This is a genomic window from Gelidibacter sediminis (genome assembly GCF_004364975.1).
Classification (GTDB): Bacteria; Bacteroidota; Bacteroidia; order Flavobacteriales; family Flavobacteriaceae; genus Gelidibacter; species Gelidibacter sediminis.
On record NZ_SOBW01000008.1, the window covers coordinates 570,965 to 593,871 of the forward strand.

A 22,907-nucleotide genomic window follows, 5' to 3' on the forward strand; every position below is an offset into this window, starting at 1 on the left:
ATGGAATAATCCTCAAGGCCTAAACCATGTCTGTGTTATCTTCAAATAATTCATCAATTGCATCCTTTTTAATTAATGTGACTGCCTTTTGTAACATTAAGTTATTGGGGTAGGTTACCAAATCGCCATTTTCAATACGCAAATGTAACTGGAAGGCCCTGATGTCTTCGATAATGCCTTCCAGCGGAAAATCTTTATCGTGAATTTGTATTTTATCACCAACCTTGTAAGGGAAAGAGAAAAACATAATAATACCCGAGGTGATATTGCTAAGTATGGACCAAATGGCGAATAAACCAATCCCGATGACCGCAAATATAGAAGAGAATAAAAACATTAAATCTTTGGCTTCCGTACCAAAAATAAAAGGAATGATCAACAAGGCAATAATAAATAGGGCAACACTAATATAACGCTGCATCAAATGGACTCGTGCAATGTTAATGCCCTGTTTTCTGGAAACCTTACCGATAACCTTATTGATAAAAAACCGTATGATCAGTAAAAATATAAGAAGAAAACCTGTATAGATCAACCCTTGTTGATAGCTTTCTAGTTGATAGCTTTGAAAAAACATAGATTCGTATAAAATTGATTAATGGTAAAGATACATAGAATAAGACTGTGTTTATGGTAATCTGAGGCTTTCTCTTAGGCCGGAATCGGCATTGGTGTTTTTGTTCCAATAGTCGGATTTGATGGTTTCAATTCGCGTTGCTTTTGTGGTCAGTTCTTTAGCCTTTTCTCCTTGTCCACTAATGAAGGTTTCTTCCCATGAAACAATATCAAATGGAAATTGCGGATTAAATGTAATTTGCAATGTTCTATTTAATTCTGGATATGTAAGTTTGTATTGATTCTGAGTCAATTCTGCGGAAGCGCTATATGCCTTAAACGGAATGTGACGGAGGCGTAAAAATTCGAAAGCCGGAATAATATCGACATTGCCCGTAGGCAAGCTTTTAGGATTGATTCGTAACTGAGTCCACAGTTGGTTTTCGAGTATGCCTTTATTTAAACTAAACTCTTCGTCAGCTTCGCCTTCAAAATAAGAGTGCGAGCGTACTTCAAAATCTGTTCTGTTATTGAGTTGGGTATAGACCTGGCCACACCATTCCTGCACTGAACAAGCAATTTTCAGGGCATGTTGATTGTTGGCAACTGGATAGAACACACTCTGCATAATACTATAGGGGTAAATGCCGGTGTTAAAATTTTTGGTCGCATTTAGTTTTAAAACTGACATGTTTTTGGATGACGCTTGGTCCGCTTTGACCTGTTCTGATTTTAAAAATGGTTCAGTTACAAACACAAGAACTGCATTGCCTTTACGGATTTCGCCATACCGAGCTTGCTCTAACTTGTAGCTCGTAATTTCAGCTTCACCTTGATACCAATAAGCTTTAAATGCTTCAGATAATGGCTCAGGTTTTGGTAGTTGTTCCACTTGTGGTTCTGCTGTTGCATGGTCAGCCTTTTGCATAGATTTATGATCATCGCAGGAGCCTAAAAAAAGGATGAAAATATAAAATAAAGATGAGGTTAACTTCATAAAAAATAGTTTATATGAAATTACAAAGTTAAATGCTTTTTGCCATATCATTTAACGTTTGATATACCAAATGTGTAGGGAGGCCCATAACGTTAAAATAGGAGCCTTCAATTTTTGTAACACCTATTTGGCCAATCCATTCCTGTATACCGTAGGCGCCTGCCTTGTCAAAAGGTTTGTAGGTGTTAATATAATAGTTGATCTCTTCATCAGTTAAGTGCTTAAAAGTGACTTTAGTGACAGAGTTTACGGTAATTTCAGTATTGGTTGAAGTAAAACAAACTGAAGTAATCACTTCATGGGTTGTATGGCTCAAGGATTTAATGAGTTCAAAGGCTTCAGCGGCATTTTTCGGTTTACCCAAGGCCTTTTTTTGGTGCCATACTATAGTATCGCTCGTAATTAGAATGTCTTTAGGCCCCAATTCAGTTTTATAGGGGAGCGCCTTTAATTGGGCCAAATAATCGCTGATTTCAAAATGACGCAACCGTTCTGGATATTCCTCTATTACCGGTTTTAGCCGAATTTCAATGTCTAATCCCAAATCTTTAAAAAACTGTTGTCTCCTGGGCGATTTGGATGCCAATATGATGTGGTGTTCTTTAAGGGTTTCGTTGAGCATGGGTATTGGTTTTTAATTTCTAGTCCTGGTATGTGTGAATTGTGAATCAAAAATCGACAATCGACAATCGACAATCAAAAATCTTCAATCGCTTCTTATTTCAATACAATAGGGTACAATACTAAAGACAACATCCCGAAAAGCATCACTAATTTAAGCATATTACTAATATGAACATAGTCTTTCTTGGATTTCGCGTTAAATGTTCTTACCCCACTATAAATGAGGGGTGCGATAATGAAAATTATGAAATAGCCAATAAATAGTTCATATTTATAGAGATAGGTGGCCACATAATATATAGAGCCAAAGAGAGGGAGAAGAAGAATTGCGAAAGCAACTTTAGAGGCCCTTGAGCGTCCTATAGCAATGGGTAAGGTGTTCATGCCCGCCTTATAATCGCCATCAACATCTATGAGGTCCTTGACAATTTCTCGGACCAAATTAATTAAAAATGCAAAGAGCGCATAATCCAGTAAAATTTTGAAGAAAGTGAGTTGTGTAGCTTGATTTTGTGTAGTAATAACTGGGATCAACTCAAAAAGGCCAACGATTAGAATACTCAACGCCACTAAGATTGAAATGACAAGATTGCCCAGTAACAATGTAGGCTTTAAATAAGTAGCATAGACGTAAAGTAAGGCAGAGATTATCACAAAAATGGCAAAGAAGCCACTGCGTCCTACGAGGTTTGATAGGTAAAAACCAATTAAAACACCAATCACATTAAAGATGACGAATAAGATATAGGCGGTCTTTTCAGAAATTTTAGAACCTACAATAATTTTTTTTGGTCTGTTGATGATGTCCGTATCTACATCATAAATATCATTAATGATGTTGCCTGCCGCAGCAATGCATAGGGTTGACAACACTAATAGTCCAAACCCAAAACCATTTAAGGTAATTGTAAGATTTGTAGTTTCTAAGAAAGGTTGAAAAAGAGCGTATTTTATCAGTAGTTGCACAATGGCAATCATTAATAAGTTTTTCCAGCGGATTAAGTTGAGTATGTGCAAGGTGTATGGTGTTGGTTGTGTTCAGTATTGATTATTAAGTATTAAGTATTGAGTAACGAGTATTAGGTTATGAGAATTCAGTATTCATTAGTCATCTTTTAGTCTTCAATCTTCAGTATTCAGTCTTGATTCTTGACTCTTTCATCAGCAATCATCAATCATCAATCATCAAATACCATTCGTTAAGTTTTTAGTTTTCAGTCTTCAGTCTTCAGTCTTCAGTCTTGATTCTTTAATCTTGATTCTTACTTCATCAATAACCAATCACCAATCATCAATCATCAATTCCTCTAGTCATATTTAGCTCCAAAATTTCCATTCCATTTCTCCTGTACCTTTAAAACTTGTTCAATAACATCTCTGACGCAGCCTTGACCACCGTTTTTATGAGAGATGTATTTAGAAATTGCCTTAATTTCCGGTACTGCATCTTGGGGGCAAGTAGGTAAGCCCACACGAGTCATTACCGGATAATCTGGGATATCATCTCCCATATAGAGCACGTTATCGGCTTTGATATCATGTAACGTCATATACGCTTCCATTTGTTCAATTTTGTTGTGCGCTCCCAAATAAATATCGGTAACACCTAATCCCTGTAAACGCTGGCGGACACCTTCATTGCTGCCCCCCGAAATTATACAAATGTTAAAGCCTTCCAATAACGCGGTTTTCATGGCAAAGCCATCTTTGGTGTGCATGGTACGTAACATTTCACCACTCGTAGTTAAAGAGATCGTGCCGTCTGTAAGGACGCCATCAACATCAAAAATAAAGGTGGTAATATGTGTTAGGTATTCTTTATAACTTTTTTCTTCCATGTGTAAGTTGAATGCTTGTTGTTAAAAGTTCATAAATGTCTTTATGATGATCATTTTCCAACAATTTTAAATGTTTCTTTATTGTCTTTTTATCGTTGCGTTTAGCTGGTCCAGTTTGTGCCGTGTAGGGCGAGTGGTCTTGAACTTTTTTAGCAGTTTCTAAAATGAGGGGTTTTAAAATATCAAATTCGACACCCTTGGCTTCGGTAATTTCATGTGCCACGCGGTACAATTGATTGGTAAAATTATTAACATATACAGCTGCTAAATGGAGTGCTTTCCGTTGGTCTGTATTAACCTTATGAGCTTTACTGCCAATAGCTTTAGCCAAAACCTTTAAAATTTTTAAATCTGCTTTATCCAATACTTCTAAACAAATTGGCACATGGGCAAAATTTACAAAAGCTGTTTTACTAAATGTTTGTAAGGGATAAAAGACACCACGTCGGTTTTTCTTGTCCAAATCATGAACATTAACTGAACCTGATGTATGAACCACTAACCTGTTTTCAAAAGGTAATTTTGTTGATAGATGGGCACTAACATCATCGCTAACAGCAAGAATATAGACATCGGCCTCCTCTAATTTTGAGAGATCATCTGTGATGCTTACTTCGGTTTTGTAGGACTGTAAGTTTTTTATAGACCTATTATACCATTGTGTCACCTTTACTTGCTCTGATTTTGCAAATGCCTTATAGAGATGGGTGGCGACATTACCCGCGCCAAGAATAACTACTGAGATCATGCCGCTAAATTAATGAAGAAATAAGACATACGAATTAAGAATTTGCATTTTTCATATCTAGTGAAGATGATAAAACGTTTCAAAATTTCGCATAATTGTATAAAATTTTTATTTAGAGAACTACTTTGCGGTCAATTATGGCCAATGCATTAGTCTTTTCAAGCTTTTTTATGGCCCTGATGACTGTTTCTACACGTAATCCGGTCAATTCAGATATTTGTTGACGCGTTAAAGGCACTTCAAAGTGGTGCGTTACTTTAGCATTGGATTTTAAGTGGTGTAATAGAGTTAATATGCGATGTTCTGGGGGGTAGATAGATACTTCTCGTGCTATTTTTGCTTTGTAAATCATACGTTTACAAATCATTTTTGTAAAATTCAAATGGATGTCTGGATGCAATTTCAACAGATCAAAAAATGCAGCTTTAGGTAAAAGATAAATGTCAGAATCTACTAAGGTCAACGCGGTTGCGGGATATTTAAAATCGCCAAATAGAGGAGGCTCTCCAAATGAATTGCCGCTTTCAAAAAAACCTTGTACAAATTCCTTTCCCTCTTCTGTCAAATTGAACATTTTAACATGTCCTGTTTTGAGCTGATAATAAAAATCAGCTTGTTCGCCTTCATTAAAGATGGGACGCTCTTTGGAATACTGCTTTAGAGTAGCACCAAAATTAAGAATGATGTTTTCCGGAATCATGGGTATATGATTTGAATCATAAAAATACGAATAATGGTTTAGGAACTTTGTATAAACAATAAATACTATTCTCATGACATTATACACTAAAGGATTAGAAGATTTTAAAGAGCATCTTACACTATACGTCCCTTTGAGCATAATTTTTCAAAGCTGTATAGGTTCTATTGCCGCAATGCTCATTTTGATGAACAGCAGTAGCACATTTCATTTTTTAGATTTAACAATGGTTGTCGTTTTTGCTATGGCTTATAACGGATCATTGTACGCCCAAATGAAGCCGAAAATCGTCTTCAATTTATTCATCGCTACAGTTTTGGTGCACATTACGTTTATTGTTATAAATTTGTTGCGAATGGCATAGCATCACATGAAAAAAAAAGATATTCAAAATAGAGACGATGTATATTTACTAGTTTCAGAATTTTATAAAAAAGTAAGAAAAGATACGGTTTTAGGACCTTTTTTTAACCGTGTTATTAATGATTGGGAAGCACATATTGAACGATTGACCACATTTTGGGAATCGAGCTTATTCATGTCCCGAAAATTGGAACAGCGCTACCATGGCAATCCTCTAGAAGTGCATATTAAAGTTGATGAAGAAAACGATAATATGATCACATCTGAACATTTTGGTTTATGGCTTAACCTTTGGTTTGAAACATTAGATCAAAATTTTGAAGGGGAATACGCTCAAAATGCCAAAAATCGTGCCCGTAAAATGGGCACCTTTATGTTTATGAATATCTTCCAAGCAAGGCAGCATCGCGATGTGTAATGTTGGTAATGTTGTGGTATTGACATGCCTCATTCTGGGCAATTCGTGTTTCTCCAAATTATATCAACTTTAACATCTTTTAATTTCTTTCCAATCAACAAAATTGGCTAAATTTGCACAACTTAAAGGAAAGCCCAAAAAACCGTCCTTCTACTATGCAAAAAAGACTAGCCAACATTCTTTTCTCCACCCGATTAACAGCTATTTTATTTGTTGTTTTTGCCTTAGCCATGGCCATCGGTACATTTTTAGACGCCAATCAAGATACATCTCCAACGCCTTATACCCGACATTTGATTTACAATGCCTGGTGGTTTGAGGCCATTATGGGGATTTTCATGATCAATTTTATTGGCAATATGTTTCGGTACCGCTTGCTGCGCTGGAAAAAATGGGCAACATTAACATTGCATTTATCCTTTGTGCTCATCATTTTTGGAGCATTCATCACAAGATATATTGGTTATGAGGGTATGATTGCCATTAGAGAAGGTGAAACCGAAAAGCAATTTCTATCTCAAAAAACATATGTTACTGCATATATTGATGGCGATTATATGGTAGACGGAATGGCCCAACGCAAAATTATTGAACGTGAGGTTGATTTTTCCTATCGTCTGAATAATACTTTCAAGGCTGAGACTGATTATAATAACATTCCTGTTACGATAGAACTTGAAAAATACATTAAGGGTGCCGAAACTGATGTAATCCCAGATGAATCTGGAGAATCGTATTTAAAATTGGTGGAAGCTGGAGAAGGTCAGCCTCACAATCACTTTTTAAAATCTGGAGAAGTTCAAAACTTACATAACGTTTTGATTGCTTTAGATAAACCAACACCAGGTGCCATTAACATTGCCAGTACTCCTGATGGTGGCCTCACCATAGAATCGCCTTATGAAGGAAACTACATGACAATGGCCACAAGAGCCACAGGAACTGTAGTAAAAGATAGCGTTCAACCTTTAATATTAAGATCACGTTATCAAATTGGTAATATGTCTATGGTTTTTCCAAAGCCAATTGTGAAAGGTGTTTTTGATGTGGTTAAAAAATCAGAAATACTTAAAGGTGATGAAGATGGGGTGGTAATGAAAGTAACTGTTAACGGAGAAACCAAACGCGTTAATGTATTAGGTGGACCCTATAAAAACAATCCTTTTGAACAGGTTGATTTTGGTAATATTACGGTGGCTTTAAAATACGGTTCTAAATTAATAGAACTCCCTTTTGAAGTTAAATTGAATGATTTCATCGCACAAAAATTTCCAGGAACAGAAAAAAGTTACTCTTCTTATGAGAGTAAAGTTACGGTTTTGGATAAGGAGCAAGGAGATTTTGACTACCATATTTATATGAATAATATTTTAGACCATAGGGGCTATCGTTTTTTCCAAGCTAGTTTTGATCCCGATGAAAAGGGTACAATTCTCTCTGTTAACCATGACTTTTGGGGTACCTGGGTAACCTACATTGGGTATTTTCTCCTTTATATTGGTTTGATGGCTATTTGGTTTGACAAGAATACCCGTTTTGCAGATCTTAACAAAATGCTCGAAAAAGTTAAAAAACAAAAGCGCAAAGTCATCACTATCCTTGTTATAGGATGTACCACTTTAGGGTTTTCACAAACGCATTCTCCTGATGATGGTCATGATCATGGCAGGCCTACTAAGGCACAGATAGATTCGGTACTCCGGGCCAATATCACGCCAAAAGCGCATGCTGATAAGTTTGCACACCTTGTTGTACAGGATTACAGTGGACGTATGATGCCAATGGATACTTACGCCTCAGAAATATTGAGAAAACTGAGTAAACATGATACTTACGAAGAATTTGATGCTAACCAAATTATGCTTTCCATTCAGGAAAGTCCGTTGTTATGGTATAACGTTCCAATCATCTATTTAGCGCCTAAAAAAGCCGATACTATTAGAAAGTTAATTGGAGTGCCCATGGATAAAAAGCACGTTGCTTTCATCGATTTTTTTACCGCAGATGGCACTTATAAATTAGAACCGTATTTAAATGATGCTTATAGAGCTCAGGTTCCAAATGGATCGCAAAAAGAACTTAAAGAGGCAGACCAGCGGGTTAATTTATTGCACAACGCCTTAGAAGGTAGGGCTATGAAAATTTTCCCTGTACCTAATGATGACAATAATAAATGGATTTCATCCAATGAGTTTAGAGATGGAAATTACAGAGAAAAAATCGAGGATTCACTCTTAGGAAATTTTATGAATAATGGGTTCAGCGCCTATTTGCTGACTCTGAATAGAGCAAAACAGGACGGCGATTTTTCTAAAGCTGAAGATGTCCTTATGGGCATTAAAAAAACGCAAGAAAAATACGGAAGTGAAGTGATGCTTTCTGACGAGAAGGTTAAAACTGAGATTGCTTATAATAAATATGACATTTTTAAAAACCTTTTCAGCTGGTACATGTACGCAGGTTCTTTAATGTTTATTTTATTGATTATTCAAATATTCAAAGGCAACAGTAAACTAATAAATTTGGGCGTAAAGATATTTTCTGTTATTATTTTAATGTTATTTTTAGTGCATACTGCCGGTCTTGGGGTACGTTGGTATTTGTCAGGGCACGCGCCGTGGAGTGATGCTTATGAATCTATGATTTATGTGGCCTGGGCGACAATGTTTTTTGGATTGGCTTTTGGCAGAAAAAGTAATCTTACCCTTGCCTCTACAGCCTTTGTAACTTCAATCATCCTAATGGTGGCCCATTGGAATTGGATGGACCCTGCAATTTCAACTCTAGAACCAGTTTTGGATAGTTATTGGTTAATGATTCACGTAGCTGTAATTGTAATGAGTTATGGGCCATTTGCCCTCGGAATGATTTTGGGTACGGTGAGTTTAATGCTTATGATTGTGACCAATAAAAAGAATAAAGACAAGATGTTGCTAAGTATCAAAGAGTTGACCATAATTAATGAAATGGCTTTAACTACAGGGTTGGTATTATTAACTATTGGAAACTTCTTAGGAGGTATGTGGGCCAATGAGAGTTGGGGACGTTATTGGGGATGGGACCCTAAAGAAACATGGGCGTTGATCAGCATTATGGTCTATGCTTTTGTAATCCATATGAGATTGGTTCCTGGACTGCGCGGGCGTTTTGGATTTAACCTTGCGTCTATCATCGCTTTTGCAAGTATTATGATGACTTATTTTGGGGTAAATTTCTATTTGTCAGGTTTGCATGCTTATGCAAGTGGAGACCAAATTGTGAGTTTAAAATTTATAGCCATTACAGTAGGTGTTGTAGCCGTGATAGCTGTTTTAGCTTACAGAAAATACGTTGTTTATTATAAAAAGTAAAAATTACATAGCAATTTAAATAAAGCAGCCATAAACAATTTTGTTTATGGCTTTTGCAATTTAGAGCATCAATTAATAGTTGCTTTTAAAATCTTAATTTTAAGAACTCATGAAAATTTTTAAAGAATTTAAAGAATTTGCCGTTAAAGGGAATATGATGGATATGGCCATCGGAATTATAATAGGTGCTTCTTTTAACAAAGTCATAGATGTACTGGTTAAAAAGGTGCTAATGCCACCATTGTCTTTAATGACCGATGGATTAAAATTTCAGGATAGACGTTTTGTTTTAAGAGAAAAGGAGACTGATGCAGCAGGGCAATTAATTGCAGATGAAGTGGCCATAGGGTATGGCGAGTTATTTGAAACGTTTTTAGATTTTATCATAATAGGATTTACCGTTTTTATTTTGGTCAGATTCTTAAACAGTCTTAAAAATAAAGCACAAGATCCTAAAGATAAAACCGTAAAAACACCAAAGGATATTGAGTTGCTATCCCAATTGACAGAATTGCTTCAAGAACAAAATCAACTGTTAAAAACCAAAAACGGTCAGGATAATAAGTAAATACCACTATGGTCACTAAAGACAATCAGAAAACGCTGTAGTAAGTGGGTAAAAACGGTTAATAATATTATTTTTAAGTAATCAATGCAGTAAAATGCTGAAGGATTTTTGGGTAAGAGATCGATTTAAAATCATTCACTACAATATCTGCCAAGCTATAATCCTGATCATGAGAATGGAGACTATCATAGCCTACACAAAATATTCCAGCATCTTTTGCGGCTTTAACCCCATTGGTGGAATCTTCAATCACTATACATTCGTGAAGTTTATGTCCAGAAACGTACGCAGCTTTTTCAAATATTTCAGGATGTGGTTTGGATGCTTTTAAATCAGCACCACTCAATTTTGCAACAAAATATTGGTTTAAATTAAAACGCTCAAAGATGTTGTTGATGTTTTCCATAGAAGCAGAAGAAGCCAACACTAAAGTTAAACCGTTGTTATAGTATTCTTCTATTAACTCTAGGACACCTGGTAAGAGGGTCAAAGCATCATCATTCTCAAATAGATGTTTAAAGTGATCGCGCTTTAATCCAATTAGAGTCTGCGGACTTAGAGGCAAATTAAAATGTTCAACCAGGGTTTCGCAGATAGCTTTTGTAGATTGGCCTGTAAAGGAGGCATATAGAGGTTCTGGCACACTTATGTTGACATCTTTAAACATCAAGTGATAGGCTTTGCGATGGAGGGGTTCAGTATTTACGATGACCCCGTCCATATCAAACAATACGGCTTTAAGCATTTGGATGGTAATTAATTAATAGCACTACGAATATAAGAGAATTGGACTTCAATCCCAATAATAGGTGTGAAGTTTTGGATAATCAGTAAATAATTAACGTTTTAAGGCATGGATGTAGCTGCGTCAGCGAGAAGAACAAATTGTTTTTATATAAAAGCAAGGTTGTATTATGTAAATGTGTTCCTAATTATTTGTAATTTTAAACCTTACTAATAGCAGCTCACATGTCTCAATTAAAATACGGATTAAATACTATTTGCACTCACATTGGCGAAATTAAGGACGAACAGTTTAAAGGCGCTGTGTCACCTATATATATGTCTACTTCTTATGAATTTGAAGATGTTCAAATAAAGCGTTATCCGCGATACTTTAATACACCAAATCAAGAATTTACTTCAAAGAAAATTGCTGCATTAGAGCATGCCGAAGCTGGAATGCTGTTTGGTAGCGGCATGGCGGCTATTAGCACTGTATTTCTGGCGTTTTTGAAACACGGCGATCATATTGTGGTACAAAACACTTTATATGGTGGCACCAGTAATTTTATTAGAGAAGAATTTCCTAAATATGGAATCGACTTTACGTTTACGGATGGCTATGAAGTTTCTGATTTTGAAGCTGCTATCCGTCCAAATACTAAACTCATTCATATTGAAACACCGTCCAATCCACTCTTGACAATTACTGATATTAAAGGCGTTGCAGATTTGGCAAAATCCAAAAATCTGATGACGACTATTGACAATACCTTTGCCAGTCCTGTAAATCAAAATCCAATCGATTTTGGAATTGATATCGTCATGCATTCCGCTACCAAATATTTGGGTGGCCATTCTGATATTTTAGCAGGAGCTGTTGTGTGTAATGAGGCTCATATGAAAATTATTTGGAATGTTGCTAAAAATTTAGGTGGCAGTTTAAGTGATATGACGGTTTGGATGTTAGAACGCAGCATGAAAACCTTAGCTTTACGGGTAAAGGCGCAAAACCGAAATGCTAAAAAGTTGGCCAAATTTTTATCTCAACATGACAATGTGAAACAGGTGTATTATCCTGGATTGAAATCCCATCCGCAATACGATTTGGCAAAATCTCAAATGAAAGGCTTTGGAGGCATGTTGTCCTTCGAATTGGCAGACGGTCTGGATGCCATGGCATTTCAAAAGGAGCTAAAATTGATCAAATCGTCAATGAGTTTGGCAGGTGTGGAAAGTACGGTCTTATCACCGCACAAAACCTCACATTCTTTATTAAGTCAAGAGGAACGAGATGCCATTGGTGTGAGCGATAATTTAATCCGGTTCTCAGTAGGTATCGAATCAAAAAAGGATTTGATAGCAGACATTGAACAAGCCATCCTTAAGGTAAAGCAAAACACGCAGATGGCATAGCATAAAACCTAACTTTACAAACCCTAGAAACTTTACCAATTTGCATAAAAACTCTTATCACAATACGAAATACAATTTTGATGAACTTGTAAAAAATTATGATGCTTTGAAGGAGCATGTTTTTATAAATGACTATCAAACCCAAACCATAGATTTTTCTAATCCTTTGGCGGTTAAAGCTTTAAATACGGCATTGTTAGCCACGCATTATGATATCAAATTCTGGGAGTTTCCTGACCAGAATTTGTGTCCACCCATTCCGAGTCGTGCCGATTATATGCACCATTTAGCTGATCTTTTGAGAAGAAATAAGCTTCAATCAACAGTACACATTTTAGATATCGGGACAGGTGCCACTGCTGTCTATCCATTATTGGGCCATAGTATTTACAAATGGCATTTTGTAGGTACTGATGTCGATAAAAATTCACTACAGATTGCTCAAAACATTATTGAAAAAAACAATATAACTGCTGCTATCGAGCTGCGATTACAACCAGACTATCAACATATCTTAAAGGGAGTTATAAAATCTACCGATAGATTTACGGCATCTGTATGTAATCCGCCATTTTACAAAAGTCAAGCCGACGCTTTAGAAGCTACCAAAACCAAATTGAAAGGATTGGGAAAGGGTGGAGACAAAGTGGTGAGAAACTTTAGTGGGACGCCAACAGAGTTGTGTTATGCAGGTGGCGAAAAAGCATTTTTACATAATTATTTATACGAAAGTTCGCAGTATAAACAGCAATGTTTCTGGTTTACGAGTTTGGTGTCTAACGTTAACCATGTAGAATCGATGAGAGCCTCTTTAAAAAAATTGGGTGCTACCCAATTTGAGGTGTTAGATATGATTCAAGGTAACAAAGTGAGCAGAATAGTCGCCTGGAGTTTTTTAACAGAAGATGAGCAAAACGATTGGAATAAAAAATAAACAGATGAAATTAGATATATTAGCTATTGGTGCACACCCAGATGATATAGAATTAGGTTGTGGGGCAACTATTGCGAAAGAAGTACATAACGGCAAAAAAGTAGGTATTATTGATTTGACGCGTGGCGAATTAGGGACTCGCGGTACTGCAGAAACGAGGAAATCAGAAGCGGAAGCAGGGGCCAAAATTTTAGGGGTGGCGGTAAGAGAAAATATGGGCTTTGCTGACGGATTTTTCAGTAATGATAAAGAACATCAATTGCAGTTGATTAAGATGATTAGAAAGTACAAACCTGAAATGGTATTATGCAATGCGATTAATGATCGTCATATAGATCATGGTAAAGGTAGTCAGTTGGTGAGTGATGCTTGTTTTTTGAGCGGCCTGATGAAAATTGAAACGGAGTTGGATGGGCAACCTCAAGAGCAGTGGCGACCAAAATTTGTATACCATTACATACAATGGAAAAATATCGAGCCAGATGTGGTGGTTGATGTCACTGGGTTTATAGATAAAAAAATTGAAGCGGTACTTGCATATAAAACGCAATTCTTTGACCCTGAGAGTGAAGCGCCGCAAACCCCAATTAGTAGTAAAAACTTTACAGATAGTATTAATTATAGGGCCCGTGATTTGGGAAGATTGATAGGAACTGAATACGCCGAGGGCTTTACGGTAGAACGTTACGCAGCAGTTAAAAGTTTATTCGATTTAGTGTAATTTTTTTATAAAAAGTCTTTGTAAACATTAGTAAATAATTTACATTTGCACCTCCCAACCAATAGAGGTTGGATCGCATCGCAAGATGTGGCTACATGGTGGTTGTAGCTCAGTTGGTTAGAGCATCGGTTTGTGGTACCGAGGGTCGCCGGTTCGAGCCCGGTCTTCCACCCAAAATATAAGCCTTCAAAGCAATTTGAGGGCTTCTTTTGTACCCAATGTTGAATAAATAGCTTATTGGGCGAATAGGCGTGTCAAGTTCAAAAGTTATGGAATTTATTTACCCTGCCATTCCATTGCAATTTGTCATTCTGACGTTAGGAGAAGTCCCATATTATAAGTAGTCTATGAGGCAAAAATGATGTGATGATGTCTCATTTTATATGGACATGACTAAGATGTAATTAGAACAAATCATTCAACACTTTAGCCAATCGGATACCCGCAATTTGCATTTGCGTTCGCGCCGTATTTAAATATTTATATGAATATTCATATCGCAGGTTTTCGCCTTCTTCAATGGAATTGTAAATATCTTTAGTGAGAACTTGGGTTTCATTAACCCAATCTACGACCGTACCTTTTTGTAAAAATTTCACTTGCGCTTTTGATAAACGATCAGCATTTTCGGATAGCTCACTATAACTCATTCCGTAAGATTCAATCATCTGACTGTCCCACACTCTGTGTAAATTAGTCTCTTTGTAAAACCATTTAACTTTAATATCATTTCCTCCTTTATCTTCTGCACGGCCTACATGCATCGGTTGGTGTAAGTCGCCAATTAAATGAATAAGCATTTTTAAATAAAATACCTTATCCTCATCGGACGCATTGTCATCTGTAATGATGCTTTTGCATTTTGCTATTCCTGTCACTATATCGCCTTCAGGATTTTTTGTAGACGTTTCATAGGTGTCCTCAAAAGACATATTAACGTAATGCCAAACGCCAAATTCCCTATAGCGTGGATCGGATTTTATTTCATCGCTAAACGTAGATACCAACGCTAAAGATTGGTGGTTTAATAGCTTTTTGAGCTTACGTTTGGTTTTGTTGGTTGTATGTTGATCAGCAATAGCACCCACCACACGATGTCCTGTGGCGCCCCATTTTTTAGTCGCGAAACTCTGTGTATTAACAAGTAACGCCAGGAGTAATAGAAGTACTGGAATTGGTCTCATAAAATTTAAAGTCGTATTATTTCTTATTGCGTCTGTTATAATTTTTGTCGCCTCTAGTTTTCGGCTTTTTATACTTTTTAACGATCTCCCGTCTGTACGATCCTCCTAAGTTTTCTTTCTTATTTTTTTCCTTTTTTTCGTGATAAGCAGGCCCTGGAGCATCTTCGTCGCGTCGTTTTAAAGGGTTGTTGCGCTCCTTAAACTGTGGACGTTCTTCTTCCAAAAGTTCAGTGGACATTTCTACACCTTCAGGAAGTTCCTTTAATGGAATCTCCATTTGCATCAATGCTTCAATACCAGATACCAATTCCTGTTCGGCTTCTGTCGAGAACAATAATGACTGACCTTCACGTTCTGCACGACCGGTACGTCCAATACGGTGCATGTAATTTTCAGGGTAATTAGGCGTATCAAAATTAATAACGTGACTAATATGATCGATGTCCAGTCCGCGTGCCATAACATCTGTTGCAATTAAGATACGATTGCTGCCTTCTCTAAATTGTTCAATACTCCTGAGTCGGTAATTTTGGGTTTTATTGGAATGGATGACGCAACTTTCATCGTGAAAATGTTCTTCTATTTTGTCAAATAATAAATCTGCCATTTTTTTATAGGCCACAAAAATCAACACTTTGTTAAAGGTTTCTTTATCAGCCAATAAATGTTTCAAGACATTTACCTTTGAATGAAAATTAGGTACATTATAGCGTACTTGACTGATATTTTCTAATGGCGTTCCTGATACAGCAATGGTTACTTTCTCGGGTTTCACAAAGAAATTGGTAATCAATTCATCCACATCATCCGTCATGGTGGCAGAAAACATAATATTCTGTCTGCGTTCGGGAAGAATATCAAATATATTAAGCAGTTGATGTCTAAAACCTAAATCGAGCATCACATCTACTTCATCAATTACCATTTTCTGAATGGATTTTAATTGCAACACATGACTTACAGCCAAATCGAACAATCGACCTGGAGTAGCCACCACAATGTCCAAACCTTGCGCTACGGCATGTTTTTGTGTATTGATGTTTACACCGCCATATACTCCTAAAACGCGCACGTTAATATATTTTGTCAATTTTTCAATTTCATCTACCACTTGAACAACCAACTCTCGCGTTGGTACCATAATCAGCACTCGGGGATTGTCTTGTGTTGAATACGGCAGATTCTTTAAAATTGGCAACATATAGGCATATGTCTTACCAGTACCCGTTTGTGCAATTCCCACCATGTCTTTTCCTGAAGCCACCACATTAAAGGCTTGTTCCTGAATAGGGGTAGGCGTGGTAAACCCTAAATCGTCTAGGGCGTTATATAATGGGGTATTTAAGTTCAGGTTTTTAAAGCTCAAGGTATTTATTTTTAAATGATGTTTAATATGTTGTGTTGAAGCTTAAGTTTTAAGGAACTACATGGCTTTTTTGCACAATTGGCAAAGTTAAAGCTAATTAATAACTTATGCTAAATGCGTTTTATGTATTTCAATGGTGTAGGAAGCGCTGTATATCTTGCTCTTGTCTAATGCAATAATACCTTCCTTGTCTTTTAAAAGTTGTGTACTGTTTTCTGAATCTGCAACACCTTGCCAAGGTTCTATACAGACAAAATTAGCCTTTGGTTTGGCCCAAATTCCCATAAATGGAAAATCAGGGAAGCTTACGTTTAAAATTTCGCCATATTTTTTGCTGGTTAAGGTGATTTTATCTGATTTAAGATCTTTAAATACAAGCGCATCCTTATCAAATAAATGTTCATGTAAATTGAGGGTTTGTGGCGTCGAAAAAATAGGTTTGGAGTCTAAGTTTAAGAGACCATTCTCCATATTAATGAGATGTGTCACGCTGTTTTCCGGTTGATTAAACTCTAGAGTATAATCAGAATATACCTCATCAGAGTTTAGTGGACATTTAAATGCAGGATGTCCACCAACCGAGAAATACATGATTTTTTCGTCCTTGTTTTTTACGGTATAGGTAATTTTAATGCGATTGTCCAGCAACTCATAACTGACCAAATATTCAAATTGGAATGGATAGTTTTTAAGTGTTTCTTCTGATGATACTAATTTTAAAGTCAGCTGCTGGTCACTTTTTTCTTCAACCAAAAAGGAAGTGTTGTGTCTTACAAATCCATGTTTTGGTAAAGTGTATGATTTGTTGTCGTAAAAAAATGTATTTTCTTTTAAAGCACCTACAATAGGAAATAAATTGGGTGCATGTCCTGTCCAAAACTCAGGATTGCCATCCCACATAAATTCCATATTATTTTTTACGGCGGATATTTTTTGTAATTCCGCGCCAGTTGGATGAATGGCGAGTTCTAAAAGTGCATTTTTTAAGCTAAACATGAGCAATATATTTTCAACTAAAGTACAAAGTTCTTAATAAGTTAGCAGAATGTGATTAACTTTACTTCGGAAAATTGAGCTTTGAGAACACGACATACTTTTACGATAGCGAACCCAGATTTTAAAGCGCAACTTTTACAGTGGAGCCAACAATTTGAGGAAGTAGTTTGGTTAGATTCCAATAGATATCAGCAAAACTACAGCACCTATGATGCCGTTTTGGCGGTAGATGCTTTTACATGTATTTCTACGGATAGTCATCAGGGGTTCGATCAATTACAAGAATATCAAGCCATCACTAAAGATTGGATTTTTGGCTACTTAACCTACGATTTAAAAAATGATCTTGAAAACCTAAAATCGGAGCATTTTGACGGATTAGAGTTTCCAGATCTTTTCTTTTTTCAACCTAAAAAGATTTTCTTAATTAAAGGTGATATTGTCGAAATGGACTATCTAAGAATGGTGGATGACGAATTTGAATCTGATCTAAAAGAAATTGCCGCAATTGACTTCGATGAACCAACAAAACCGTCAAAGCTTTTAAACATTCAAATGCGATTGACCAAAGAGCAGTATGTTGCTAAAGTCAATACCATGTTGGACCATATTCATAGAGGCGATATTTATGAGGCCAATTTTTGTCACGAATTTTATGCTGAAAAGACACATATTGATGCTTTAGCTACCTATAGAAAACTGAATGCCATTTCTAAAGCGCCCTTTGCGGCGTATTTCAGGAATCATGATCACTATCTATTGTCTGCCTCTCCAGAAAGATATTTAAAGAAAATTGGGAACAAGGTAATTTCCCAACCTATTAAAGGGACGGCCTCGCGATCAAAAGATCAATTGGCAGATGAAAATTTAAAAAACGAACTTGAAAACAATCCAAAAGAGCGAAGTGAGAACATCATGATTGTTGATTTGGTACGTAATGATTTGTCACACACCGCAAAAAAAGGCAGTGTTACCGTTGAAGAATTGTGTGCCATCTATACCTTTGAACAAGTACACCAAATGATATCGACAATAACGTCTGAAGTAGAAGCCACAATTCCGCCGGTTCATATTTTAAAAACCACGTTTCCTATGGGAAGTATGACGGGAGCACCAAAAATTTCTGCCATGCAAATTATTGAGGACCTGGAAGAAACCAAACGCGGATTATATTCTGGGAGCATCGGTTATTTTACACCTTCGGGCGATTTCGATTTTAATGTGGTTATCAGAAGTATCCTTTATAATGCCGATAACAACTATGTTTCCTATTCTGTAGGCAGCGCCATTACTTCAAAAAGTGATCCTCTTAAAGAATATGAGGAGTGCTTGATTAAGGCGAAAGCCATGAAGGAAGTGCTGGAAAATTAATTATATTTAAAGACAACCGTGGCGAAGAGAAAATGCTGAGTTCCGCCATTCCATTCTTTAAACACCTAATACTAAACTTATGCTAGATACTTTTCAAAAACATCTTGGGACCAATTTAAATATGTTGCATGACAGCCGATTGTTGCTGGCAATTTCTGGAGGTCTTGACAGTGTGGTTTTAGCACATTTATGCCATCACTTAAACCTAAAAGTGTCCTTGGCACATTGTAATTTTAATTTGAGAGGTGATGAAAGTGATGCTGATGAGAATTTTGTATTGCAGTTGGCGGAAGATTTGGATATGGAAGTATTTATTGAAAGTTTCGATACCGAAACCTACGCTAAAGAAGAAGGGCTTTCCATCCAAATGGCTGCTCGCGAATTGCGTTACACATGGTTTCATGAACTGGCTGAACAACTAAATTTTGATTATATCCTCACTGCACACCATGCGGATGATAATCTCGAAACCTTTTTAATCAACTTAACTCGTGGAACGGGCTTGGAAGGCTTGACTGGAATTCCAGAAATGGCGGGTAACATTGTCAGACCTTTATTGCCATTTTCTAGAGAAACGTTAGAGGTGTATGCTATTGGACAGGGAATGTCATGGCGTGAAGATAGTAGTAATGCCTCCACCAAATATTTGAGAAATAAATTGCGACACGATATCATTCCGGTATTGAAACAAATGAATCCGCAATTGCTTCAGAATTTTCAAACCACTATTTCAAATCTGCAGGATAGTCAAGATCTAATTGACGACAGTGTTGTACGCATTCAGAAGAAATTCACTAAAGTTGAAGACGATCAGATTAAATTGGATGTTCATAAACTTAAAAAACTCTCTAATCCTAAAGCATATCTCTACCAACTTTTAAAGGATTTTAATTTTACGGCGTGGACTGATGTGGTGAATCTATTGGATGCACAATCAGGAAAACATGTGTTTTCATCCACCCACAGACTGCTGAAGGATCGCGATTTTTTGTTGTTGAGTGAAATTGATTGGGAAACTGAAGCACAGCCTATATCTATTGAAGAAAACGAGAAAGAAATTGCAGTGCCTTTTGGAACATTGACTTTTGACAAGGTTGATGCCATTTCTGAAACAGCTCCAAACATTAGTTATGTTGATACTGAAAAACTGATATTTCCATTAACCTTAAGAAAATGGGAGGAAGGCGATGTGTTTTATCCTTTAGGAATGACAGGGAAGAAGAAGCTGAGTAAATATTTTAAGGATGAGAAATTCTCCTTGATTGAAAAAGAGCAAGTGTGGATTTTAGAATCTGCTGGCGATGTGGTTTGGGTTGTGGGGAAACGTGCAGATGACCGATTTAAAGTCACTGAGAACACCACTAATATTTTAAAAATTGAAGTACAGTAAATGAAGTTACAAGGACAGATTGTCGACATTCAAAATAGCCGTATTTATAAAGGAGAGGTCACCATTGCACATGGGAAAATCACCAATATTACCAAGAAGGACCACAACGTTGAACATTATATTCTTCCTGGTTTTGTAGATGCGCATATCCATATAGAAAGTTCAATGTTGGTGCCGAGTGAGTTTGCCCGTTTGGCGGTCGCGCATGGTACCGTTGCGACCGTTTCTGATCCGCATGAAATTGCCAATGTGCTAGGTGTAGATGGCGTTGAATTTATGATTGAGAACGGAAAGAAAGTGCCTTTTAAATTTAATTTTGGAGCGCCTTCATGTGTGCCAGCTACCGATTTTGAATCGGCGGGTGCTATTATAGATGCTGACGGCATCAAAAAACTGCTTGAGAATCCCGACATTAAATATTTGGCGGAGATGATGAATTATCCCGGCGTGTTGTTTGATGATCTTGAAGTGATGAAAAAAATCGAGTGGGCAAAACATTATAATAAACCTGTAGACGGCCATGCGCCAGGCGTTGTAGGAGACGATATCACGAAGTACATCAAGGCAGGTATTACTACAGATCACGAATGTTTTACCTACGATGAAGCACTCGAAAAACTTCAAAAAGGGATGAAAATCTTGATACGTGAAGGAAGTGCCGCCAAAAACTTTGAAGCCCTTATCGATCTTTTACCGGAGCATTTTGAAAACATGATGTTTTGTAGTGATGATAAACACCCTGACGATTTGCTGTTGCACCATATCAATGATCTTTGTGCAAGGGCAGTCGCAAAAGGCATGGATGTTTTTAAAGTCTTACAAGTGGCATGTCTTAATCCTGTAAAACATTATAGTTTGGATGTTGGTACATTAAATAGTGGCGATGCTGCCGATCTAATTGTAGTTGAAGATTTGAAAACATTTAAAACCCTGCAAACATATATTGATGGTGAGTTGGTTTTTGATCAAGGAAAATCACTAGTTAAAGAAATAACATTCCAAAATCTAAATAATTTCAATACCTCAAAAAAGGAAATCAGCAAATTTAGATTCCCATCCAATTCCAAACACATTCGTGTCATTGAAGCTCTGGAAGGTCAATTGGTCACCAATGAAGTTGTCGAAGAAAGTTTGGTTGAAAATGGGAATGTCGTTTCAAATATAAAAACAGATGTTCTTAAAATGACGGTGGTAAATCGATATAAAAACCTACCGCCAGCTATCGCATTTATCAAAAATTTTGGTTTAAAAGAAGGTGCTATTGCAAGTAGCGTGGGTCATGATTCACATAATATTATTGCCGTTGGTGTTTCTGATGAAATGATTTGTAAAGCGGTCAATTTGGTGATAGAACATAAGGGCGGAATTTGCGCAGTTTCAAATGCAGATGAACACATCTTACCTTTGCCAGTTGCCGGAATTATGAGCGATAAGGATGGTGAAACTGTAGGCAAAGTGTATGCTCAATTAGATAATATGGCGAAACAATTGGGGAGCACTTTAAATGCACCATACATGACGCTATCATTTATGGCGCTTTTAGTTATTCCTGCATTAAAGTTGAGTGATAAAGGCCTTTTTAATGGGAAAGAATTTAAGTTTACCACTGTTGCCGTAGATTAAAATTTTAATAACCAGTTAATTTACAATCAAAAATGCCCATTTTAGAATCTTCATTTAAAGCACCATTTTTATTCAGAAAAGGATTTGTTGCTACCGTTTATTCTGGCTTGTTCAGAACAGTCAAATTAGAGCAAAAACGTGAACGTTTAGAATTGGCAGATGGCGATTTTATTGACTTGGATTGGAGTTATGCCGAGCAAAAATCTGATAAAGTGATCATTTTACTTCATGGATTGGAAGGCAATGGCCAACGTCCGTATTTAACGGGAACGGCAAAATTGTTCAATCAGAATGGTATTGATGCCATCAGCGTAAATTTTAGAGGCTGTAGCGGCGAACCTAACCGAAAATATTATGCCTATCATTCTGGTGCAACGGACGATTTGCACGACATTGTAATGCACGCCATTATGGATAAAAACTATGCTGAGGTTTTTATTTATGGGATCAGCTTAGGTGGGAATTTAGCATTAAAATATTTAGGGGAACGCGATGTTCCGTCACAAGTGAAAGCGGGTATTGGAATCTCCGTGCCATGTAGTTTACAGCATTCCGCCAAACGTTTGCACAGTTTGGAGAATAAATTATTTCACGACCGATTTAAAACCAAATTGGTGGACAGTTTAAAGCTTAAGCAGGCGTTATTCCCTGAGCATTTATCATTGGAAGAGGTGAATTCCATAAAAACCTTAACTGAATTTGATGAGGTATACACTGCAAAAGCGCACGGATTTGAAAACGCTCAAGATTATTATGAAAAAAGCAGCTGTCTGCAATTTTTACCTTCTGTTAAAGTCCCGAGTATAATCATCAATGCGCTCAACGACTCATTTTTAACCCCAGAATGTTTCCCAGTAAAAGCAGCCAAAAATAATCCTAACCTCTATTTAGAAATGCCAAAACATGGTGGTCACGTAGGTTTTGTGCAACGCGGCGGATTTTATTATACAGAGAAACGTGCCTTGGAATTCGTAAAAGAGCACTCGAATTAGCACTCGTAAGAACCATGACAGTTTCGTGTC

22 protein-coding genes and 1 tRNA gene are annotated in these 22,907 nt (G+C 36.8%); 12 read left to right on the forward strand and 11 right to left on the reverse strand.

From position 1 onward, the window contains the following. Positions 1-19: 19 nt before the first annotated feature. The 7 genes from BXY82_RS09170 to BXY82_RS09200 form a co-directional block, all read right to left on the reverse strand. Positions 20-577, reverse strand: coding sequence for a mechanosensitive ion channel family protein (locus tag BXY82_RS09170; RefSeq protein WP_133757897.1), 558 nt, complete (start codon positions 575-577; stop codon positions 20-22). 51 nt (positions 578-628) lie between these two features. Beyond that, complete coding sequence (locus BXY82_RS09175; RefSeq protein WP_133757898.1) at positions 629-1,552, reverse strand: septum formation inhibitor Maf; 924 nt, start codon at positions 1,550-1,552, stop codon at positions 629-631. 28 nt (positions 1,553-1,580) lie between these two features. Further along, a complete protein-coding gene (locus BXY82_RS09180; RefSeq protein ID WP_133757899.1) occupies positions 1,581-2,174 on the reverse strand; it encodes a Maf-like protein in 594 nt (197 codons plus the stop codon). 95 nt (positions 2,175-2,269) lie between these two features. Beyond that, complete coding sequence (locus tag BXY82_RS09185) at positions 2,270-3,193, reverse strand: geranylgeranylglycerol-phosphate geranylgeranyltransferase (RefSeq protein WP_133757900.1); 924 nt, start codon at positions 3,191-3,193, stop codon at positions 2,270-2,272. A 290-nt stretch (positions 3,194-3,483) separates the two neighbouring features. Continuing rightward, positions 3,484-4,014 (reverse strand): KdsC family phosphatase, encoded by a 531-nt coding sequence (locus tag BXY82_RS09190; RefSeq protein ID WP_133757901.1) that lies wholly within the window; start codon positions 4,012-4,014, stop codon positions 3,484-3,486. After that, complete coding sequence (locus tag BXY82_RS09195) at positions 3,995-4,762, reverse strand: Rossmann-like and DUF2520 domain-containing protein (RefSeq protein WP_133757902.1); 768 nt, start codon at positions 4,760-4,762, stop codon at positions 3,995-3,997. Before BXY82_RS09195 ends, BXY82_RS09190 begins: the two co-directional genes overlap by 20 nt. 112 nt (positions 4,763-4,874) lie before the next feature. Next, positions 4,875-5,462 carry a Crp/Fnr family transcriptional regulator gene (locus tag BXY82_RS09200; RefSeq protein WP_133757903.1) on the reverse strand — a complete coding sequence of 196 codons (588 nt, stop codon included), beginning with the start codon at positions 5,460-5,462 and terminating at the stop codon, positions 4,875-4,877. 73 nt (positions 5,463-5,535) lie between these two features. Here BXY82_RS09200 and BXY82_RS09205 point away from each other — a divergent pair, with 73 nt between their 5' ends. The 4 genes from BXY82_RS09205 (at position 5,536) to mscL (ending at position 10,161) form a co-directional block, all read left to right on the forward strand. Then, positions 5,536-5,826, forward strand: coding sequence for a hypothetical protein (locus tag BXY82_RS09205; RefSeq protein WP_133757904.1), 291 nt, complete (start codon positions 5,536-5,538; stop codon positions 5,824-5,826). A gap of 6 nt (positions 5,827-5,832) precedes the next feature. Further along, the gene (locus BXY82_RS09210; RefSeq protein ID WP_133757905.1) at positions 5,833-6,243 is read left to right on the forward strand and encodes a group III truncated hemoglobin; all 411 of its coding nucleotides are present in this window, start codon (positions 5,833-5,835) and stop codon (positions 6,241-6,243) included. 155 nt (positions 6,244-6,398) lie between these two features. Continuing rightward, positions 6,399-9,593 carry a cytochrome c biogenesis protein CcsA gene (gene ccsA / locus BXY82_RS09215; RefSeq protein WP_133757906.1) on the forward strand — a complete coding sequence of 1,065 codons (3,195 nt, stop codon included), beginning with the start codon at positions 6,399-6,401 and terminating at the stop codon, positions 9,591-9,593. A 109-nt stretch (positions 9,594-9,702) separates the two neighbouring features. Continuing rightward, positions 9,703-10,161, forward strand: coding sequence for a large conductance mechanosensitive channel protein MscL (gene mscL / locus BXY82_RS09220; protein ID WP_133757907.1), 459 nt, complete (start codon positions 9,703-9,705; stop codon positions 10,159-10,161). Between the two features lie 73 nt (positions 10,162-10,234). Here the strand turns inward: mscL and BXY82_RS09225 are convergent, their stop codons facing one another. Next, positions 10,235-10,906 (reverse strand): HAD family hydrolase, encoded by a 672-nt coding sequence (locus BXY82_RS09225; protein ID WP_133757908.1) that lies wholly within the window; start codon positions 10,904-10,906, stop codon positions 10,235-10,237. 224 nt (positions 10,907-11,130) lie between these two features. Here BXY82_RS09225 and BXY82_RS09230 point away from each other — a divergent pair, with 224 nt between their 5' ends. From BXY82_RS09230 to BXY82_RS09245, 4 genes are all read left to right on the forward strand, one after another. Next, entirely contained in the window at positions 11,131-12,300 is a 1,170-nt protein-coding gene (locus BXY82_RS09230; protein WP_133757909.1) for a trans-sulfuration enzyme family protein, read from the forward strand. Between the two features lie 40 nt (positions 12,301-12,340). Continuing rightward, complete coding sequence (rlmF, locus tag BXY82_RS09235; protein WP_133757910.1) at positions 12,341-13,234, forward strand: 23S rRNA (adenine(1618)-N(6))-methyltransferase RlmF; 894 nt, start codon at positions 12,341-12,343, stop codon at positions 13,232-13,234. A 4-nt stretch (positions 13,235-13,238) separates the two neighbouring features. Further along, positions 13,239-13,955 (forward strand): bacillithiol biosynthesis deacetylase BshB1, encoded by a 717-nt coding sequence (bshB1, locus tag BXY82_RS09240; RefSeq protein WP_133757911.1) that lies wholly within the window; start codon positions 13,239-13,241, stop codon positions 13,953-13,955. Positions 13,956-14,052: 97 nt separating this feature from the next. After that, positions 14,053-14,128, forward strand: a tRNA-His gene (locus BXY82_RS09245). Between the two features lie 231 nt (positions 14,129-14,359). On the opposite strand, the gene BXY82_RS09250 is transcribed toward BXY82_RS09245, so the two are convergent. From BXY82_RS09250 to BXY82_RS09260, 3 genes are all read right to left on the reverse strand, one after another. Next, positions 14,360-15,139: a S1/P1 nuclease gene (locus BXY82_RS09250; protein ID WP_133757912.1), complete on the reverse strand. Its 780-nt coding sequence runs from the start codon at positions 15,137-15,139 to the stop codon at positions 14,360-14,362. Between the two features lie 16 nt (positions 15,140-15,155). Continuing rightward, a complete protein-coding gene (locus BXY82_RS09255) occupies positions 15,156-16,505 on the reverse strand; it encodes a DEAD/DEAH box helicase (RefSeq protein WP_133757913.1) in 1,350 nt (449 codons plus the stop codon). 105 nt (positions 16,506-16,610) lie between these two features. After that, positions 16,611-17,501, reverse strand: a complete 891-nt coding sequence (locus tag BXY82_RS09260) for an aldose 1-epimerase family protein (RefSeq protein ID WP_133757914.1) — start codon at positions 17,499-17,501, stop codon at positions 16,611-16,613. Positions 17,502-17,582: 81 nt separating this feature from the next. Between BXY82_RS09260 and BXY82_RS09265 the strand changes: the two genes are divergently transcribed. The 4 genes from BXY82_RS09265 (at position 17,583) to BXY82_RS09280 (ending at position 22,877) form a co-directional block, all read left to right on the forward strand. Beyond that, positions 17,583-18,872, forward strand: a complete 1,290-nt coding sequence (locus BXY82_RS09265) for an anthranilate synthase component I family protein (protein ID WP_133757915.1) — start codon at positions 17,583-17,585, stop codon at positions 18,870-18,872. A gap of 79 nt (positions 18,873-18,951) precedes the next feature. Continuing rightward, positions 18,952-20,262 (forward strand): tRNA lysidine(34) synthetase TilS, encoded by a 1,311-nt coding sequence (tilS, locus tag BXY82_RS09270; RefSeq protein WP_133757916.1) that lies wholly within the window; start codon positions 18,952-18,954, stop codon positions 20,260-20,262. Next, positions 20,263-21,885 (forward strand): adenine deaminase, encoded by a 1,623-nt coding sequence (gene ade, locus BXY82_RS09275; protein WP_133757917.1) that lies wholly within the window; start codon positions 20,263-20,265, stop codon positions 21,883-21,885. It abuts the gene before it with no gap. A 32-nt stretch (positions 21,886-21,917) separates the two neighbouring features. Then, complete coding sequence (locus BXY82_RS09280) at positions 21,918-22,877, forward strand: YheT family hydrolase (RefSeq protein WP_133757918.1); 960 nt, start codon at positions 21,918-21,920, stop codon at positions 22,875-22,877. Positions 22,878-22,907 lie beyond the last annotated feature (30 nt).

Excerpts from the sequence above, each read along its gene's own strand:
- BXY82_RS09170 (WP_133757897.1), bottom strand. The coding sequence starts at position 577 with ATGTTTTTTCAAAGCTATCAACTAGAAAGCTATCAACAAGGGTTGATC.
- BXY82_RS09175 (WP_133757898.1), bottom strand. The coding sequence starts at position 1,552 with ATGAAGTTAACCTCATCTTTATTTTATATTTTCATCCTTTTTTTAGGC.
- BXY82_RS09180 (WP_133757899.1), bottom strand. The coding sequence starts at position 2,174 with ATGCTCAACGAAACCCTTAAAGAACACCACATCATATTGGCATCCAAA.
- BXY82_RS09190 (WP_133757901.1), bottom strand. The coding sequence starts at position 4,014 with ATGGAAGAAAAAAGTTATAAAGAATACCTAACACATATTACCACCTTT.
- BXY82_RS09195 (WP_133757902.1), bottom strand. The coding sequence starts at position 4,762 with ATGATCTCAGTAGTTATTCTTGGCGCGGGTAATGTCGCCACCCATCTC.
- BXY82_RS09200 (WP_133757903.1), bottom strand. The coding sequence starts at position 5,462 with ATGATTCCGGAAAACATCATTCTTAATTTTGGTGCTACTCTAAAGCAG.
- BXY82_RS09205 (WP_133757904.1), top strand. The coding sequence starts at position 5,536 with ATGACATTATACACTAAAGGATTAGAAGATTTTAAAGAGCATCTTACA.
- BXY82_RS09210 (WP_133757905.1), top strand. The coding sequence starts at position 5,833 with ATGAAAAAAAAAGATATTCAAAATAGAGACGATGTATATTTACTAGTT.
- ccsA (WP_133757906.1), top strand. The coding sequence starts at position 6,399 with ATGCAAAAAAGACTAGCCAACATTCTTTTCTCCACCCGATTAACAGCT.
- mscL (WP_133757907.1), top strand. The coding sequence starts at position 9,703 with ATGAAAATTTTTAAAGAATTTAAAGAATTTGCCGTTAAAGGGAATATG.
- BXY82_RS09225 (WP_133757908.1), bottom strand. The coding sequence starts at position 10,906 with ATGCTTAAAGCCGTATTGTTTGATATGGACGGGGTCATCGTAAATACT.
- BXY82_RS09230 (WP_133757909.1), top strand. The coding sequence starts at position 11,131 with ATGTCTCAATTAAAATACGGATTAAATACTATTTGCACTCACATTGGC.
- bshB1 (WP_133757911.1), top strand. The coding sequence starts at position 13,239 with ATGAAATTAGATATATTAGCTATTGGTGCACACCCAGATGATATAGAA.
- BXY82_RS09250 (WP_133757912.1), bottom strand. The coding sequence starts at position 15,139 with ATGAGACCAATTCCAGTACTTCTATTACTCCTGGCGTTACTTGTTAAT.
- BXY82_RS09260 (WP_133757914.1), bottom strand. The coding sequence starts at position 17,501 with ATGTTTAGCTTAAAAAATGCACTTTTAGAACTCGCCATTCATCCAACT.
- tilS (WP_133757916.1), top strand. The coding sequence starts at position 18,952 with ATGCTAGATACTTTTCAAAAACATCTTGGGACCAATTTAAATATGTTG.
- ade (WP_133757917.1), top strand. The coding sequence starts at position 20,263 with ATGAAGTTACAAGGACAGATTGTCGACATTCAAAATAGCCGTATTTAT.
- BXY82_RS09280 (WP_133757918.1), top strand. The coding sequence starts at position 21,918 with ATGCCCATTTTAGAATCTTCATTTAAAGCACCATTTTTATTCAGAAAA.